Below are 16,904 nucleotides of genomic sequence, written 5' to 3' on the forward strand. Positions count from 1 at the left end.
TGGAGTACGGGTCGGCGGCGAGCGGTGCGGCGATCTTGAGCTGCACCCTGCCGATGTCGTTCAGGCCGAGCTCGGTGGCCTCGATGACTCCGAGCGTGTCGAGGTCCAGCGCGCCGGTGATCTTGGTGACGATCGCCGCGCGGTGGTCGTGGTGTGCTTGATCAGCACCCGGGCCACGAAGCCACGAAGCGGACGCCGGTCGTCGTCAGGGCCTCCACCCGCGTCGCTTCCCGCGTGAAGTTGTGACGAAATGTTCTCATCGGAGAAGGCGGACGCCTCGATGGCCGCGGCGGTGATCGACCACTCACGCCGTCCTCTGCCCAACCTCGCCGTGTCCGTTAGGGTTTGATCTGTCTTGCTCGCGGGAGCATCGCCGCCAGCAGTCTCAACGCCCCCAGAGCCGTAGACTTGCCGGCGTTGTTCGCCCCCACGAGCCCATTGGTGCTCCTGAGGCTGATCGTGTGGTGCTCAGATCCTTTGTAGTTCACGAGAGTCAAAGACTTGAGCCTCGGAATGCCGGCCGCTACTACTCTCTACCCCCAATCGGCCGTCGGACCGACAAAGAATCCGAGCCACATCGCCCGCTGGATCCGCTGCTGAGGCGAGGGGCCAACTCGCGGTTCCGGTCGCCGGACCCGTGAATCCGGACCGCGTACCGGCGCCTGGCGGGCTTGAGAGTCCGCGGGATCGGCACCTTGCCTCTCGACACCATCTACTTGGGGGTCGTGCATCCAACGCGACTACCAACGACTCGCGGCACTGCTCCTGACGCACCCGCTGGCCGATGACGAGCAGGACCAACGAGCCGCCGAGGCTGAGCACGCACCTGTGCGAATGTCGACGGAGCGTAACGATCTGGCGGGTCCGGCCGATGTAGCGGGCGGGGTTGCGCTGGGCGCTGCGATAGGCACCCCGGATCCGAGGGGGACATAGGGTGGGTTTACTCGACCGTTTGCGAAGGGCCAAGCAAGCGACAGACAGGCCTCCGCAGGTTGTAGGTGGGCAGGTATGGCGGCCGTCGGCGCCGATTCAGCCACCGCCACCACCGCCCGCATCGACCAGACCCGCGCCGCCTCCACCGGCGCGACCGAGCACGCCAGCCGTGCATCAGCTGACCCGGCATGCCCACTGGGTGGGACCGGGATCGAGCGCGATGGTCGCCGGTGTGTCGATTCAAGGTGGGATGTTGTACGTCGGTCAGGGTCTGGGTGCCCCGGCTGGGGGACTTGAGCCTGCACTGATCGATCCGAGTCTGAAGGTGAACCATCGGCGTCCCGACTTCGGAGGCGACGCGATGGGATATTGGCCTTCGTACGACGACATCACTCCTGAGGCTCGTGCGGCGTACCTGGGATGGCTGGCGGGCGGGCGATCCGCTCCGGACGCATGCATCGGCTACGTGTTCTTGTTCTTCTACGGACTCGAACGGCGCGCACTCGTCGAGATTGCGGCGAACCCGGCGTTGTCCTGGGAGCTGCCGTTGCTTCGCGCTGAGGTCCAACGTCTGCTAGCGATCTACGGCGGCAACGGTTCGTTTCGCGGTTATGCCACCGCCTTCCTGGGCGTGCTTGACTTGTTGCTGGCCGAGCATGCAACCGCCGACGCCGCGTTGCCTCCGCTGACGCGTGAGAACACGTGGCGACCGCCGCCCTCCCTCTTGGTTCAACTCGGAGTGTTCGCCAGGGCCGGGAGGACATTGCCGGCCGACTGGGCGGTCGCATGGACTTGGTGTCACCCCGATATCACCATGAGAGGGCCAGCTACACGCTGCCTCGAGGAGTTCGTCGCCTTGTTCAAGGCACGTTATGCGGCCGCGCACGGAGGCGGCCTCGGCCTCCAGCCCGGTAAGGCGACGGTCAATATCGAGTACTACGCAGCAAGTGCCGGAATCCATTCCACGTCCTTGAAGACCGACCTGCCGAACGTGTTCGAGCAGGCCGGCCCAACCCGGAAGCTCGCAGGGATCGCGGACGGTGTCATAAATGACCTCGACGCGTACAGCCGCTATCTGGGCCGGAACCCCGACGGGCGCGGCACGGTCGCAGCCGCTGCCCTACTCCCGCCCGAACTCCTTGGTGAACCTACCGGACAGGTGGCGCAGTTGCGCGACTGGGCCACGCAACTAGCGGTGGGCCGCCAGGCAACCACTGGCTCTGATCTGTTGAGTCGCTGGCCGACGAAGTCACCAGAGCGAATGGCCAAACCAGAGGCCGTTGCACTGGCTCAACTGCTTGGCCGATTCGACCTGGCCGTCGAACCCGACGTTCGGCTCGGCGGCCCTGCGATCACACCGGCGACTCCCGTCGTACTGTTCCGAAGTACCAACAAGCCGCCGCAAGCAGCCACAGCTGCCTACGCGGCCGCGACCACACTGCTGCATCTGGCCACGGCGGTGTCCGCAGCGGACGGGGACATCAGCGACCAGGAGCAGAGTCACCTCGTCTCGCACCTGAAGTCCGCCCTGCAGTTGTCGCTGGGAGAACAGGACCGCCTCGAGGCCCACATGCGCTGGCTCGCGGCCAGCGAGGTCAAGCTGACCGGCCTCAAACGGCGCATCGAGGCACTGTCCAGGCCGCAACGTGAGGCAGTCGCGGACCTGCTGGTGAGCGTCGCCGCAGCCGACGGAGTGATCTCCCCCGACGAGATCACCAGCCTGACCAAGATCTTCCGGCTGCTGGAGCTGGATCCTGGACAGGTCCACACCCGCCTCCACAGCCATCTGACCGATGCGACAACCCGTCCCGCCCCTGCCACCGGACCAGTCACTGTTCGGCCGGCCGGCGTCCCTGACCCCGGTTACGCCATCCACGAGCCGCGTACGACGGCGTCCTGTACAAACACACCGCCTGAGCGCGGTGTCGTCCTGGACTTGGCATCGATCGAGGCCAAATTCGCCGAGACCGCCGAGGTCTCCGCACTGCTGACTGACATCTTCAGCGACGACTACCCAACAGCAGACTCGCTGCCGGATGCCAAGCACCTCAAAGAACCCAGCCAAGCAGCTATCGCAGGGCTCGACGACGTCCATTCAGCGCTGCTGCGGACCCTCGCCGAACGCGACCAGTGGACCCGAGCCGAATTCGAGGAACTGGCCACCGGCTACAGGGTGATGCCCGACGGCGCACTCGACACTCTGAACGAAGCCGCTCTCGAGGCAACCGAGGAACCGTTCCTCGAGGACGACGGCAACGACACTCTCAGCATCAACCATTACGCCCGGCAGGAGCTCTTCGCATGACCACCCAGGCTGCCTCGACCACCGAGCGAATCCGTCCGCGCGACCGCGACGCGATCTTGAACTCGCTGCGCGCTGGGGTCGTTCCCCGTGCTGGGCAGCAGCACATCCAGGTCGGTCGCGCGGGCGAGCTGACCGCACTCATCACCGACATCGATCGGATCGCGGACGCGGGATCTGCCGCGCGCTTCGTCATCGGCGAATACGGCTCAGGGAAGACGTTCTTCTTGTACCTCGTCCGCTCGGTCGCCCTCCAGAAGAAGCTCGTCACCGTGCACGCCGACCTCTCACCGGACCGGCGGCTGCACGCCACTGGCGGCCAGGCTCGCAGCATGTACAGCGAACTAATGCGCAACATGTCGACCCGCGCCAAGCCCGATGGCGGAGCGATGGGCAGCGTCGTCGAGCGCTTCGTCACCAACGCGCTGAGCCAAGCGCGCACCACCGGTCGCTCACCCGAAGCTGTCCTAAGGTCCAATCTCGATCAGCTGACCGAACTGACCGGCGGATACGACTTCGCCGACGTCATCGCGAAGTACTGGCAGGCTCACGACACCGGCAACGAGCAACTGAAGTCCGACGCCGTCCGCTGGTTGCGCGGTGAGTTCGCCACCCGGACCGATGCACGCAACGCGCTCGGCGTTCGCACCATCATCGACGACGCGAACTTCTACGACCAACTCAAACTGCTGGCACGCTTCGTCCGGCTGGCCGGCTTCGACGGCCTGCTCGTCTGCCTCGACGAGATGGTGAACCTCTACAAGCTCGCGAACAGCCAAGCCCGCAACTCCAACTACGAGCAGATCCTGCGCATCCTCAACGATGCGCTACAAGGCTCGGCCGCCGGCATCGGCTTCGTGTTCGGCGGCACACCTGACTTCCTTACCGACAGCCGTCGTGGTCTGTACTCGTACGCGGCGCTGCAATCCCGGCTCAGCGAGAACGCCTTCGCCACCGGCGGACGCGTCGACCTGAGTGGACCGGTGATCCGGTTGGCGTCACTCACTCCAGAAGATCTGTACGTCCTCCTCAGCAAGTTGGTCCATGTCCACGCGGCCGGCGACGCCAATGCCTACCTACTCCCGCCGGAGGCGCTACAGGCATTCATGAACCACTGCTCGTCGAGGATCGGTGAAGCCTACTTCCGCACCCCGCGCAACACGATCCGCAGCTTCCTGGATCTGCTCGCGATCCTCGACCAGAACCCGGACCACCGATGGGACCAGATCATCGACAAGATGACCGTGGAACCCGACTCCAACCCCGACCTGGAACCCCTCAACGACGAGGCGACCAGCAACACCACAGCGCCACCCGCGGATCTGCCTGGCGAGGACGACGACCTGACCACATTCAGACTGTGACCACGCAGTCCACCGACCCGGCCGCTGCGTACGATCGGCTGCACCCGACCATCCAGCGATGGGTCTGGAGCCAGGGCTGGGACAGACTCCGGACGGCGCAAACGCACGCCGTCGGCCCGATCCTTGCCGGCCAGGACGTGATCGTGGCCGCCGCCACCGCGAGCGGCAAGACCGAGGCCGCATGGCTGCCCATCTGCTCGAAACTCGCGACAACGGAAGTGGCCGCGCGGGCAGGCGTGAAGGCGCTCTACCTCTGCCCACTGAAGGCACTGATCAACGATCAGCATCTGCGACTCGAATCCATGGGCGCGGCAGCCAAGACGCCCGTACATCGCTGGCACGGTGATGTCGCAAGCAGTCTCAAGCGCAACCTCGTGAAGAACCCTGACCGAATCCTGCTCATCACGCCTGAGTCCCTCGAGGCCCTGTTCGTCCGCGAGGGACACCGGATCTCGACGGTCTTCGCCGGCCTGCAGTACGTCGTGGTCGACGAACTTCACGACTTCATCGGCACCGAACGTGGTGCACAACTGCAATCCCTCATGCATCGCCTCGAACTCGCTCTCCGCCGACAAGTCCCCCGAGTCGGGCTGTCGGCGACCCTCTCCAACCTCCGTGTCGCTGCCGACTTCCTGCGCCCCGGCGGAGCCGACACGACACACATCATCGACAACCCAGGCGGCGACACAGCCGAGATCCAGCTGCAGCTGCGCGGCTACGTCAAGACCGACACCAAGACAGCAACACCCGACGGCGGCGACCCGGAAGACGGACCTGTCCACGCCAACGACGCGACAGCCATCGCCGAGCACCTCTACCTGACCCTGCGCGGCAAGGACAACCTGGTCTTCGCCAACAGCCGTTCCGCAGTCGAGGCGTACGTCGACCTCCTCCGGAACATGTCCGAGCAACACGCCGTGCCGAACGAGTTCTTCCCGCATCACGGCAACCTCTCGAAGGAGTACCGCGAGGACGTCGAGAACCGGCTACGCGCCACCGACACTCCAGCGACCGCAGTGTGCACCTCCACCCTGGAGATGGGCATCGACATCGGCAGCACCGACGCCGTCTCTCAGCTCGGCGCACCTCATAGCGTCGCCGCGCTACGCCAGCGACTCGGTCGATCCGGCCGCCGCGGCAGACCCGCCGTACTGCGCATGTACGTCTCCGAACGCGAGCTCACCGAGCGGACTCCACCAGCCGATCAGCTTCGCGCACAGCTCATTCAAACCATCGCCATGATCGACCTGATGCTCAACGACCGATGGTTCGAGCCACCGAACACCAGCACACAACACCTCTCCACCCTCACCCAACAGATCCTGTCGGTCATCGCCCAGCATGGCGGAGCCACGGCCCAGCAGCTGTACACCGCCCTGTGCGGCAGCGGGCCGTTCTCACACGTCGATAAGGCAACCTTTATCCCTCTCCTCACCGACCTCGGCCGGGCCGAACTCCTCACCCAGTCCAGCGACGGCCTGCTGCTCCACGGCGAGCGTGGCGACCAGATCGTCAACCACTACAGCTTCTACACCGCCTTCCAGACCGGCGACGAGTACCGACTAGTCGTTCGCGGACGCACGCTCGGCTCGATCCCGGTCGACTTCCCCGTGCTCGTCGGAAGCCTCCTGATCTTCGCCGGCCACCGATGGAAGGTCATCGACGTCGACACCCGATTCCGGGTGATCGAACTGACCCGTTCCGGCGGCGGGCGGCCGCCAGCCTTCGCCGGCGGAGGCGGCGAAGTCGCTGACCTCGTACGCCAACGCATGCGGACCTGGTACGAAAGTCCTGAGGTCCCCAGCTACCTCAACCACCCCGCGCAGAACCTGCTCGACGAGGGACGAGCCTCCTACCGGCGTCTCGAGCTGCACGAGCGGCCTATCGTCGCCTGGGGCAACGACACGTTGATCTTCTGCTGGCGGGGTGACCGCGTCCTCAACACCCTCGCAATCGCACTCGCCGAGGCCGGTCTTCGGGTAAGCCTCGACGGAGTCGCGGTACACATCAACGACAGCCCCGCCGACCAGGTCCACGCAATCATCCGCGACCTCGCCAACCGGCCTCAGCCCGATCCGGTCGCACTGGCAGCGACCGTGCAAAACAAACAGCAAGACAAGTACGACGAGTACCTCTCCGACAACCTGCTCGCAAGGGCATACGCCGCGCAGAGCCTCGACGTCGACGGCGCCTGGGACACGCTCCGCATCCTCGCCACCCACGCTGCCGACACCAGCTGCGCCCTTGCGCAACCGGCCGACCGACCAACGCAACCGGCAGCTCCCCGCTACCCGCGCCTCGGCGAGACGCCATTCGCCGTCATCGACGTCGAAACCACCGGGTTCTCCGGCCTCACCGACGACCGGGTGATCGAACTCGCCGTGGTCCACACCGATCCACAAGGCAACATCACCAGCCGTTGGACCACACTCGTCAACCCACGCCGCGACCCTGGCCCCACGTGGCTCCACGGCATCCATCCCGATGACCTCGCCGACGCGCCTCACTTCGCCGACCTCACCGACTGGCTGACCGGCCTCCTGGCCGGCCGCGTTGTCGTCGCCCACAACGCGCCGTACGACGTCTCCTTCCTGAACACCGAATACGAACGCGCCGACGTCGAACCGCCGGACTGGGCCACGTTGTGCACCATGGAGCTCGCACGCCACCTGGGTAGCTCAGACTCGCTCTCGCTGGACGCCCGCTGCGCAGCCGCCGGCATCCCGCTCGCCGCCGCTCACACCGCCCTCGGAGACGCCGAGGCCACCGCGAAGCTACTCCGCGCGTACCTGTCCCAAGCATCTGGCAAAGGACTCAGCGACTTCGTATCCCTCGGCTGCGACAAACCCCTCGCCCCGCGGCACGCCGCGACCACTCCGGCCACCCCTCCCCTGCAACCACGCCGCTCCAACCGGCCTCAGGCGAATGGAACGAGGGGCCAGCTGCACACACCATAAGTTGGCCTGCGCAGCCTGTCCCGACGGCGTCCGACAGCACTACACCGAACCTTGCCGGTTCACGACAAAGGTCTATGACGCCAGGAACCGCGGTGAGTACAGGCGTAACGCAGGTACGCCGGACGGCGATAGGAGAAGCATTCAACGGCACACGCGGGGGGAAGACTTGCGCAGCGGGCGTACGCACAGCAGTTCAACGAGCCGCACCGGATGGGCAATTCGCGTCAGGCATTGGCTGGACGCCGCGGCGCGTGCAGGCAAACCACGGAAGAAGGGGGATCTCCGTGATGGGTTGCGCGCCGAGCCGACGCGTCACCGTAAAGGTCCCGCATCGCGCGACGAGGCTGGCGGGGAGGAAGTACCGATGGAGCCGCTGAGCGGGTTCGTAGTCCCTGAGGTTCGCTGCACTGCTTGTGGGCAGAGCAGCGAACAGGTCAGGTGGCGCACTCTGGACGCGGTCGAGCATCCTGACCTGGTCGCGCAGATCGACAGCACCCTCAGGACCGTTTGCCGGCATTGTGATCATTCCGAACCGCTGACAACACCCGTCTTCCTGCTGCGATGGGCGAGCACGGCGCCCTTCCTTCTGGTTGTCCCGGATGGCGCCAACGGGGTTCCGGACGAGTTCCAGGCCGAGGTTGGGCACTCGATCCCGCAGCTCCTGACCGCAGCCGCCGAAGTTGGTGTCGTTCTCCCGAGACGCCCGGTACTGGTTGTGCCCTCGGTTCTGTCCGATCTGTCTCCCGCCGCGCTGGACAATCTGGTCGAGCGTCGGCTCCAGGACGGCAGTCTGCCGGATGACCATGGACGGCGCACCTTCGTGCTTTTGATCGAGGACGGTCAACACGATCAGCTGGCCTGGGAGACGCTCGGCCAACTGATCGAGTCCCGGTCTCTGGACGAGTTGCGGGCCGCACGGTCAGGCGAAGTCTGGGATTCCCCCGAGCTGATCGCTCGAATCGTGGAGCAGACCGACGATCTCGGGCTGCCGCCCGCCGCCAGCGCATCGGTCGTAGCGCTGGTCGAGGCGCCCGACGACGACTTACCCGGCGCCTTGCAGAACTACCAGGCGGCCCTAGGCGCACTGATCTCTCCGGAGCGGTCCGCCGAGTTGTTCCGAACGGCAACCGATCAGCTGGTCGACGTCGAGACGCGTAAGGCCGCAGCAGACGAGGGAACACGCATCGCGGCTGCGGGAGACGACCCAGCAAGCGAGGCCATGTTCATCGGGATCTTCGTCGCCCTGTGCCGTTCCGACGCGACGGGCGAACCAGCACTGCAGCGCCGACTGCTCGAGCTGCAACGTCGCGCGGCCGGATTGTCCGAAGGCAGCGGCGAGGTCCACCTCCAGGTGAGGCTCAAGAGCGACCTGGCCAGCATGCTGGCCGAGGCGACACTCCCAGATACAGTCGATCGACTGACCGAGGCGCGGCGGCTCATGCTTGAGCTGATTGACACAGCCGAGTCGGCCGGGGACGAGACGTTGAGCGCGTTTCATCGCAGCAACCGCGCACTAGCGGGCCTCCGGCTCTGGAGAGCCGCTCCGGACGGCGACCACTCCCTCGAAGAAGCACTGACCGACGCCGACCGTGCGGTAGCAGCACGAATCCGCTTAGGCGTCCCCTTGGACCTCGCCTACAGCTACTCCCACCGCGGTGTGATCCGGCTGGAGATGGCGATCGAGGCACAGGACGTCGACTGGGCGAAAGGCGCAGTCGAGGACTTCACCGAAGCGCTTGCTCTCTGCAACCTCGGCAACGATCCTGCGCTGTATACGACCTGCAGCTCTGACCTCGCGATAGCACAGATCCAGCTGGGCTCGCTGAGCGCCGCAGGGCCGTCTGATCCGCTGTGGAGTTCGGCCTACCAGCACGCCGCGGTGGTCGCTGACAACGAGTCGCTCGGTGATGCGCTCAGGGGGCGCGCGAGCGCATCGATGGCGGAAGCGTTGGCATCCTCCAGTCCTGACAGCCCTGAGATCGTCGCTCATCTGCAGCAAGCCTCTTCTCTGCTAACGCTCGCCAACGATCCACAACGTTTGCAATGGGTCGCAGGCGCGTTGGGCGATCGGTACGCCAAGGCGGGCAGATGGCATGAGGCGGCCTCGAGCTTTGAACAGGCCCTGGAAGCGGAGAACTTCCGTGCTGACTTCGGTGGCGAGGGTGACGCAGCAGGGCCACTGCCCTTGGCACTCGACCGCACCCACGGACCGGTCGGCCGATGGGCGGCGTACGCGCTGGCCAAGAGCGGTGATCTCCGCCGAGCGGTAGAGGTCCTCGAAGCCAGCTTGTGCAGAAACATCGGCCAAGGCCGCCGCGCGCAGCAGGCCGATCTCTCAATCGTCCAACAGACCTCGCCCGATCTGGCCGCGGAGTTCATCGCGCGCAGCGCAGCACTCAGAGAGTGTCTGGACGACGCTCAGCGCCCTGACCTTCGGCGAGAGCTGATGGCCGTGACCACACGGATCCGGTCGCAGGTCCTGCCGTCGTTCCTTCGCCGACAGCCACTGCCGACGATCGCGCAGGCACTCGACCGTCGGCATCCACTCGTCTATCTGCTGACGGCGCCGGAGGAATCGGTCGCTCTCGTCATCTCCGGCGCAGACGAGACCGACGTAACGGCTGTTTGGGCGGACGGCATAGGCAGTCGCTACCTTGCGGAGCAAACCTTCGGCGGCGATCAGTCCCTGATCTTTGCCCAGTCACGGGATCAGTGCATCGCGGCACTCGACAGCATGCTGCCGGTTCTCGGCACCGAGTTGATGGGTCCATTGGCTGCCCAACTGACCGCCGCAGAGGCGGAGACAGTCGCGCTGATCCCTACCGGCAGCCTCAGCCGGTGGCCCCTGCACGCCGCAACCTTTGCGCTCGAGAACCCAGAGGCGTCCGACAACCAGACTGAACCCGTTTGTCTCTGGGACCTGATGCCCGTCAGGTACCTGCCGGCGGGCGTCTACAACATGGACCCGGCTGCCGTCAGGTCGAGGCTGCGTGCCGTGCGCACGCTCGTCGGCCTTGCAGATCCCGTCGGCGACTGGAATGACCTACCCGGTTCACGATTCGAGCTCGAGGGCATCTTCGAGGTCTATCAAGGCGAGGCACAGGTCGCCTTCGGTGCCGGTGCGACCAAGCAGTTCCTGCTCGACCATCTCGCCGGCGGCGTGGACATCCATCTCAGCTGCCATGCGACCGGCAATCAAGCCGAGCACGGGGGCGCGGTACTCCATCTCAGTGACGGCGACCTGAAGTTCGCGGACATCGACCGAGGCGGCGAGTGGGATCTCGGTGTGGTTGCAGCGGCAGCCTGCTCCAGCGGTGCGAGTGACTTGGCGATTGCTCCGGACGAGGCAATGAATCTGGCATCGGCCTTCCTGAACGCCGGAGCGGTCGGTGTGCTCACATCCTTGTGGCAGATCGCCGATCGGTCGACCGCGCTGCTCCTACGGCAGTTCTATGTGAACACGCAGACCGCACTCATGGATCCTGCCGATGCGTTGCGCGGCGCCGCACTCTGGCTGCGCTCGTGCGACGCCGCAGAGGCGAGCCACCTTGCCAGTCAGATCTCAGCCGATCGATCGCTGATCCTGAAACCCGCGGCATCGACCGGCCAAGGCACCGGCCCGCGGCTGCCGTACGCGCACCCGTACTACTGGGCCTGCCTCATGTACACCGGCAGCTCGATGCAGTCGCTCGCATCACCCGAGCGCGAGGACGTCGCGGGTGATTGACGCCCTTGAACATGCCTGTCAGTGTTCCCGGCACGGTGGTGCCCAGAGCGAGGGGAAATAACACATGAGCGACGAGGAGTCCGCCGCGGCCGACGAGACTGCTGAGCCTGCAGGACTGCCCTACCAGGAGGTGACCGATCCGACGTTCGCCGAGGCCGGCGCACAGTTCGACGTCGCAGAGATCACCGGCGGATTCACATTGCGCGGGGCCTGCCCTCGATGCAACGACGTGATGGAGTACTCGTGGGTTCACGAGGTGGTCAGGAACGCCAACGATGCCGCGAACCAGCAAGAGGTCATCACCGTGATCTGCACCTGCGTGGCCAAACATCCTGGAAGTACGGCGGACACCAGGGGCTGCGGCGCCTACTGGAACCTTCAGGTCGAGGACTGATATGCGGCTGAAACCCGGTCCACCCGCCCAACCGGAGAACCGAGCCGAGGCACTCCAGCAGCAGCGTGCGCTAGACGGCGAACTGCCGAGAGCCCGCGCGCTCGCGGACAGTTGGCGCAAGGGCGTCGCCGGCCTCCTGGTCGGCATCGTCGGCTTCGGCCTGATTCGGGGCCGGACCGAGATCGACAAGCTCGCGGACAACTACGCGGAGGCTGTCGGCTGGGTGCTTGCACTGTCCCTGGTGACCGGAGCCATCGCGGCGGTCCTGATCCTGCGGGCAGCTCATGGTCTGCCGATCGCCGTACCGACCCTTGCGGGCCGCCGCCGGGACGGCCAGTTCGCCAAGCTGGTGACTGAGCACGACGAGGCGATGCTCACCTTGCGCGCGCTCAGGCACGGGCTGTACATCGCCGCCTCTGCCACCGTCGCTCTTCTGGTCGCGGTTGGCCTGACCTGGTACGGGCCCGACAAGGCGAAACCGCAAGTCTCGATCATCGAGCAGTCAGGCGCCACTTGGTGTGGAGTGACCGAGCAGGTTGGTGAGGGCAGTCTGAGGCTGAAGACGTCCTCCGGCCCGGTCACGATCGATCTGACAAAAGTGGTCGCGATCATGCCACTCGACTCGTGCCCACGTGCTGGCTGAGTTCACGTTCCTACGTAGGTGAAGGTCGCCCAGTACCGCACGTCCGCGCACGGACAGCCGTCGAAGGGAGTCCGGTCGAGCCACTCCTGCAGCGCCTGACGGGCCTCCGGCGTGATCGCGCAGCGCTGCGCAAGCTCTCCGACGAACGCCTCGAACTGGCGACGGGTCGTCCGACGCAACCATTGACGGGTGTTCCGCAGCGTGTCCGCGGGCGAGATCTCTGGGGACAGATCGGTGAGATACCGAGACATGCAGAGGAAAGCGACCTGATCCGCGGCAGGCCACAGCGTCGCGACAACCCCTCGGAAGCCAGACTCCAGGAGGGGTCTCGGGAGCCCGTTGGCCTCGTCTGGAAGCACCGAGGAGATCTGGGCCGACCAGCAAGCCGAGAGAACCGCCAGCTCGCGCCGGCGCAGCGGTAGCCGCTCGAGATCCGAGACACCAATGTCACCGTCGGCGAAGGTCAGAGCAGCTCCCCGATCTAGATCGCGCTCGCCGTGCCCTGCGAAGTAGACGAACCCTGCCTCTACCAACGCGCCGAGAGTTGTGTTGCGTGAGGACGCAACGGTCGGTTCTCCTCGAGTCGTCCTCGGTCGTAGGCAGGACTCAGCAATCGCGACATCGGCGGCAATGAGCGGCAGGTCGTCAGTCCAGGCGGCAGCGACCAGGTCCGGGCCAGATGCTGGTCGACCTGTCGGCCGGTCGAGCGTCGATAGCGATGGGATGACCTGCACCGTGGCTTCGTCATCGAGCCACCCGCTTGCCGGACCGCCGGCGGCGTGGAACGGCAGGAAGGAAGCTAGCCCGGTCGGTACGACGAACCACCGGTGAGCAGACGGGAACTTGTGGTGCACTCTCGTCGAAATCACCTCGCCGAGCCAGCTGGCGATAGTTGGCACGTGCACCGTTGAGGCCAGCAGACGCTCGACTCGATCGACAACAGCTTCTTCACTGAACTCCGGAATCGCCAGCGCGCTCGGCCTCCCTTCCGCGGGCAAAACGAAGACCTGTCCCTCGATGCCAGCGACACCCGGAATGACATGTAACGCGATCTCCCCCGGGCGAAGGAAACCCTGCCACTGCTGTAGATACTGCTCATCACTGTCAGCTGTCCACTGTGCCGCGGCGCCGGACTCATCCAGGAGTGCGGTCAGAGCGCTCCCTGCCAAATGTGCGTCTCTGGCATCACCCACGCCCTCGGCGAGGAGCCGCTGGGCCTGGTCATAACGAAATGCGGCGGCATCGTAGGCGCGCGCGTCGTCGCCCGCCAGGCCGCTCGGACGCGGGGGCGCCGTCCGGGCACGCGCCACGGCGCCGCGGACCCGGTCGGCTGCGGCGACGGCCGGAACGACTCCCTGGCCCGCGTTGATGATCAGCGCAGCGGTCGCCACGATCGTGTCCCCGAGCCGCGTCGCACGAATTCGTTCGCCGGTGCTGAAGACGATCCGTCTTGTCCAGTCCACGTAGGCGGCTACGAGCTCTCGCATCTGTTCGGCCGCAGCGCCGTACGAGATCACCTTTGCTTCCAGGGCGTGGAGGAGGAGGACACTCAGGTTGACGACTGCGTCGTAGTAGGCAGGCGTGGATCGCGACGGTGACGCAGTGGCCTCGCGGAGCAGATCCAACGACTCACCCAGCACCGAAGGCGGCAAGCGTTCGAGACGCACTGAGCGGCCGATCGAGATCGCAAGGGTCGTGAGATTGGCCGTTCGGTACGGATGACCGGGCGGTGTGAGTCTCAGTGCCTCTCGAGCTGACGTGATGGAGGCGTCGATCTCGTCGTGTTCTACAGCACCGGCGTCGATGGCGTCGAGGAGGACGGATGCATGGTTGGCGAGATACATCTGTCCGTCAGGATCACCTGGTTGCGCGGATCTGATCGCCTCTTCCGACCAGTGAACCGCCTCGGCCAAGTCAAGCGGGGTGCCATTCCGTGCCAGGCGGGTGGCCAGGTTACTGGCGCGCCCAGGCCGATGGGGATGGCCGGGTGGGACGAGCTCCAGCGACTTACGCGACAGTTCGGTCGCTTCGACAGAAAATGCCCCTTCGTCAGCAGCACTGACAACTCCGAGATCAGTGGCCTCCTCGAGCAGACTGGCCAGGTTGGAGAATAGGCCGGCGCTGCCAGGCAGACTGTCTGTGGTCTGTTCCACGGCCGGTCGCAGCAGATCGATGGCATCCAAGAGTGCTGCTGGCTCGAGTTCCCCAACCTGAACGCCTTGGGATAGGCGGACCGCGAGGTTGCTCGTCCGCGCCGCCCAGTACGGGTGATCAGTTGGAGTTAATGCGAGTGCGCCCCGATGGATCGTGATTGCCGTGACGATCTGCTGCACTGGGAGGACGGCGGTTCGTACGGCGTCGCCGATCATGACGCCGAGCGTGTCGAGAACCTGCGCCCGCTGGGGGCCGGATGACGCATGACGGACTGCGTCATGAGCGAGCCGAAGTGCCTCCTCGCGAACAGCTTCCTCAACCAATCCCGCGTCAGCGGCATCAGACAGGGCAATCGCCAGGTTGAGTTGGAGCATCGGACGATCCGGATCCTCTGGCGGGCAGCCAGCCAGCGCCGCACGTTGCAGCTTCACGCAGTCATCGAACCGATCCGCGGCGAGTTCACCGGCAAAGACCGCCTCGCTGATACGCGAAGCAAGGTTGGTTTGACGGAGCCTACGCACATCCGTGTCTGGTTCTGCGAACTCGAGGGCCTGTTCGTGGAGTTCCACCGCCCGGCGGAGAGAATCAGTTGGGAGCGCGCCAGAGTCCACAGCCAGGCCGATCCGATAACCCAGATTGTTCGCTCGACGCCCGATGTCCACTGGCTCGGACGCACTGTCCAGCGCCTCCTCTGCCCATCGAACCGCCTCGCTCATTGCCCCCTTCCACCGATCTCCAGGCGAATGGACCAATGCGTCGCTGACGGCAATGCTCGCGATTTCAAGCCAGTTCGGTCGGTGCAGATGGTCTTCGGGAATGACCGGGACAACTGCCAGCGCGAGCCGAGCCCCTTCGTCGGTCAACCAGCGATTGGGATGCGCCTGTGTCATTTCGATGAGCTGCTCGAGTAACTCCATCGCCGCAGCCTGGCCGGCAACACCGGGTGCACTCATCTCGGCGTCACACAGGGCGCGGCACTCTGTCAACAGACGGACCTCGTCGCCTGCCCGAGCAGCTCCCACTTCGGCAGACCGTTCGAAGAAGATCGCGTACGCGTCGGCTGGCCATGCGCGCTCAATGAGGTAACGGTCGTCATGCGAGTTGACCGCCCACGCGGCCGCCGCCAGTCGCGATCCACCCTCGCTCTCGACGAGCACAGTTCCTAGTGCGTCTTCGAGTTCGAACGGAGGTCGTCTCATCAACTCCAGGACACGGATGACATCTTGGTCCTCGGCGCCATTTGAACGCGCCGCCAGCTGAAGGTAAGCACCCTGGACATCCGGGTTCCCTCTGCCCGCGACGTCGAGCAGTTCGATCGCCTCCTCGACGAGCCACTCGGCGTGTGGTCCGTCGACGAGCAGGCCCCGCACAAGACTTGCGACCGAGGAGTCCGCTGATGAGCTGACGGCCTTTTCGAATCGGCGGAACCAAGTCACTTCTGCCTTAGCCTGCGTGACGCCCGCAACCGCAGCCCGGTGCAGCGCCATCGACAGCAGCGCGTCGCGATCCCGGCACAGCCCCGCAACCGCAGGGTGTGCGAGCTGGGGCTGATCCTTCAAGATCTTCCATCGGCGGCCCCAGGATCCCTCGAGAAGGTACTCAACGTGGTCCTTCACCGTCAGCGGCACCTTCGGCGGAACATCCTCCCGGACACGACCGCCTACCAGTCGCGGCGACCCGGCGTCGTTCATCACCCCACCAGCATCTCCCAACGAACCCGTGCTGCTAAGTCACAACGGCCTTGCACGATGGAGTTCGCACCGCCGACCGGGCCTGCACAGCGCCGACGGAGCAGGTCTTGGATCGGACCCCTCCGCGCGGCAGTCTGTGCACGCCACCGGCCAGATTCTGGGACTTGCGGTCACCAAACGTGATCGGCTCCAGTCCGAGTGGCGGACTCATGTTCCACGCGTTGCGCGGACAGACGGCGCAACGCGCAGGCGAACGTCGACGGCTCGCTCGACCGCGAGATCGGCACGGTCACCTGACCAACCAGAGTCGGGGCAGGCGCCCGTACCAGGTCAACCACCTCGCCGTCGACAACCGCGAGAAACTCGCCACGGTCACCCACGCCCGCTCGCGCATCCTCGATCAGGCTGCAGTGGGCGCGACCGGGCAGTCTGGCGGCCATGTCACATGGATCCCCGGCGATGATCTCAGACCCCTATAACGCGCATCTGGCCGGCGAAGATGACCTTGAGCTGATGCCGTCGCTCCCCCCTCCGATGTCCAGACATTGCCTCACCGACGCTGTTCGCCCACCTCTGTTGATCGCGGCGACGCTGCCAAGGATGCTGACCATCCTCGTGGATGCGTCGACCTGGCTGGACCTGGCCAAGCGACGGGACGGACAAAGACTGAATCGTGTCGCTCGGGCGCGTTCAGCCAGCAGAACAGGGTGAACCTCCTGGTCCCGTCAGTTGTGATCGA

The 16,904-nt window shown here is 65.5% G+C and carries 8 protein-coding genes and 1 pseudogene; 6 read left to right on the forward strand and 3 right to left on the reverse strand.

The annotated features are described in order from the left end of the window. Positions 1 to 16: 16 nt before the first annotated feature. Positions 17 to 133: pseudogene (locus ACZ6O0_RS07305) on the reverse strand (hypothetical protein); the annotation flags it as partial. Positions 134 to 338: 205 nt separating this feature from the next. Beyond that, positions 339 to 497 (reverse strand): AAA family ATPase, encoded by a 159-nt coding sequence (locus tag ACZ6O0_RS07310; protein ID WP_465763939.1) that lies wholly within the window; start codon positions 495 to 497, stop codon positions 339 to 341. A gap of 635 nt (positions 498 to 1,132) precedes the next feature. On the opposite strand from ACZ6O0_RS07310, the gene ACZ6O0_RS07315 reads away from it, so the two are divergent. The 6 genes from ACZ6O0_RS07315 to ACZ6O0_RS07340 all read left to right on the forward strand — a co-directional run bounded on the left by ACZ6O0_RS07315 (position 1,133) and on the right by ACZ6O0_RS07340 (position 12,320). Beyond that, complete coding sequence (locus ACZ6O0_RS07315) at positions 1,133 to 3,238, forward strand: tellurite resistance TerB family protein (protein WP_465764079.1); 2,106 nt, start codon at positions 1,133 to 1,135, stop codon at positions 3,236 to 3,238. Next, complete coding sequence (locus ACZ6O0_RS07320; RefSeq protein ID WP_465763940.1) at positions 3,235 to 4,599, forward strand: ATP-binding protein; 1,365 nt, start codon at positions 3,235 to 3,237, stop codon at positions 4,597 to 4,599. Before ACZ6O0_RS07315 ends, ACZ6O0_RS07320 begins: the two co-directional genes overlap by 4 nt. Next, positions 4,596 to 7,556: a DEAD/DEAH box helicase gene (locus tag ACZ6O0_RS07325; RefSeq protein WP_465763941.1), complete on the forward strand. Its 2,961-nt coding sequence runs from the start codon at positions 4,596 to 4,598 to the stop codon at positions 7,554 to 7,556. The genes ACZ6O0_RS07320 and ACZ6O0_RS07325 overlap by 4 nt, the downstream gene beginning before the upstream one ends. A 364-nt stretch (positions 7,557 to 7,920) precedes the next feature. Next, the gene (locus ACZ6O0_RS07330) at positions 7,921 to 11,283 is read left to right on the forward strand and encodes a CHAT domain-containing protein (RefSeq protein ID WP_465763942.1); all 3,363 of its coding nucleotides are present in this window, start codon (positions 7,921 to 7,923) and stop codon (positions 11,281 to 11,283) included. Positions 11,284 to 11,347: 64 nt separating this feature from the next. Next, on the forward strand, positions 11,348 to 11,677 hold the full coding sequence (locus ACZ6O0_RS07335) for a hypothetical protein (RefSeq protein WP_465763943.1): 330 nt from the start codon (positions 11,348 to 11,350) through the stop codon (positions 11,675 to 11,677). A gap of 1 nt (position 11,678) precedes the next feature. Next, complete coding sequence (locus ACZ6O0_RS07340; protein ID WP_465763944.1) at positions 11,679 to 12,320, forward strand: hypothetical protein; 642 nt, start codon at positions 11,679 to 11,681, stop codon at positions 12,318 to 12,320. A 2-nt stretch (positions 12,321 to 12,322) separates the two neighbouring features. Here the strand turns inward: ACZ6O0_RS07340 and ACZ6O0_RS07345 are convergent, their stop codons facing one another. Beyond that, entirely contained in the window at positions 12,323 to 16,165 is a 3,843-nt protein-coding gene (locus ACZ6O0_RS07345) for a CHAT domain-containing protein (protein ID WP_465764080.1), read from the reverse strand. Between the last annotated feature and the right edge of the window lie 739 nt (positions 16,166 to 16,904).

It is taken from the genome of Kribbella sp. NPDC048837 (assembly GCF_055586945.1).

Excerpts from the sequence above, each read along its gene's own strand:
- ACZ6O0_RS07320 (WP_465763940.1), top strand. The coding sequence starts at position 3,235 with ATGACCACCCAGGCTGCCTCGACCACCGAGCGAATCCGTCCGCGCGAC.
- ACZ6O0_RS07330 (WP_465763942.1), top strand. The coding sequence starts at position 7,921 with ATGGAGCCGCTGAGCGGGTTCGTAGTCCCTGAGGTTCGCTGCACTGCT.
- ACZ6O0_RS07335 (WP_465763943.1), top strand. The coding sequence starts at position 11,348 with ATGAGCGACGAGGAGTCCGCCGCGGCCGACGAGACTGCTGAGCCTGCA.
- ACZ6O0_RS07340 (WP_465763944.1), top strand. The coding sequence starts at position 11,679 with ATGCGGCTGAAACCCGGTCCACCCGCCCAACCGGAGAACCGAGCCGAG.
- ACZ6O0_RS07345 (WP_465764080.1), bottom strand. The coding sequence starts at position 16,165 with ATGAACGACGCCGGGTCGCCGCGACTGGTAGGCGGTCGTGTCCGGGAG.